The sequence below is a fragment of the Seonamhaeicola maritimus genome, from assembly GCF_008056315.1.
In the GTDB taxonomy this organism is placed as follows: domain Bacteria; phylum Bacteroidota; class Bacteroidia; order Flavobacteriales; family Flavobacteriaceae; genus Seonamhaeicola; species Seonamhaeicola maritimus.
The window spans coordinates 1-1,517 of record NZ_VRKQ01000006.1; the positions used below are offsets into that span (position 1 = coordinate 1).

Sequence of the window (1,517 nt, forward strand, 5' to 3'; positions counted from 1 at the left end):
AATGCTGATGGCGTATCTCCTATTCTTCCATTTATACTCATGGTTAGTAGTTTTGGAGCATCCTCATGTCCAAACCATTGCTGGCGGGCTGTTAACCTAACCTTAGCGCAATTTGCAACGCCTGCCATAGACGGGTGAATTAAATAATAATTATCAGTAAGATAATCAGTATATATAGGTAGACCTTCTTGTGATATAGTCGTATTGGTGAATACCACCCCTATTACTATCATTAATATATTTCTTAATCTCATAAACTTAATTAAATGGTTAAACCCTTATCTCACCAAACTAAAATGCCCTCTTAAACTTTTTCCATCTTTATAGACCACCACATACCAGTAATCGCTAACTGGCATAGGCGCATTATTATAGGTACCATCCCATCCTGATTGTAAATCTGCAATTTCCTTGAGTAACTTACCATACCTATCGTATATATAAATGGTACTAATGTTGTTTAATCTGTTAGGTACAACCCATCTGTCATTACTGCCATCATTATTAGGTGTAAAATAACGCGGTGGCACTTGTTCTCTTTCTGTGGTAAAGCTTTCTTCAAAGCAGCTCATAGCAATTTGATCATCATTGTAAGGCACAATACTTACAAAAATCTCCGTTCTGTAAGGCAGGTTCTGAGGAAAATCATATAATAACACATTTCCAACATCAAGATTATCTACAATATCTGTAGCTCCCAAACTTGTTCCAACAGATAATGTATATCCCGTAGCATCTGGTACAGCATCCCATGAAAGACTGGTATCATTAAAAACATCTGTATCACCGTTATATGGATTATTTAAACTAGTACAATCTAAAGGATCTAATATGGTTAACATAAAACTTTCTTCTGATGAGCAACCAGAAACCCCCACATCATAAATATATAATACAATGGGGTAAGTTGAGAAATCATCAAAAAATAAGGTGTCACCTGAAAAGAAAACCATACCATTCCCATTTGGCTCCGTATAGAACGCTTCGTTACCCGACAAATTAGATCCGGTTATGTTTGGTAACACATAACTATTTAATGTAGTTTCATCTTGAAGGGTATCTACCATGGGTTCAGGAATTACGCCATCACAATCATTATCCAAACCATCACATAGTTCTGGCGCACCAGGGTACACAGTATTGTTAGTATCATCACAATCGGTGCTATCGGACACATAACCTACTGGAGCCGAACAAGCTTGAACTGTATCTAATGAATCACCATAACCATCGCCATCGGTATCTGCATAATATGTTGTAGTAACGCCTTCATCTATATTCCCATCACAATTGTTATCAAGACCATCACAGATTTCTGTAGCAACAGGGTTTATGCTAGCATCAGCATCGTTACAATCTAAATTATTATCAACAGTTCCTAGAGGCTGCGTACAACTTTCAACACCTACATCATTGGTATCTCCATAGCCATCCCCATCCGCATCTAAATAATACGTAATGGTAACACCTTCATCAATAGTGCCATCACAGTTATTATCCAGACCATCACACAACTC

General features: G+C 37.3%; 2 protein-coding genes. Both read right to left on the reverse strand.

The window, feature by feature from the left end; translation table 11 throughout:
* Nucleotides 1-254, reverse strand: a 254-nt coding sequence (locus tag FUA22_RS00055; RefSeq protein ID WP_147765459.1) for a type IX secretion system membrane protein PorP/SprF, incomplete at its 3' end; no start/stop codon positions are given.
* A gap of 24 nt (nt 255-278) precedes the next feature.
* Nucleotides 279-1,517 (reverse strand): T9SS type B sorting domain-containing protein (locus tag FUA22_RS00060; RefSeq protein WP_147765460.1); only part of this gene is annotated, 1,239 nt, incomplete at its 5' end.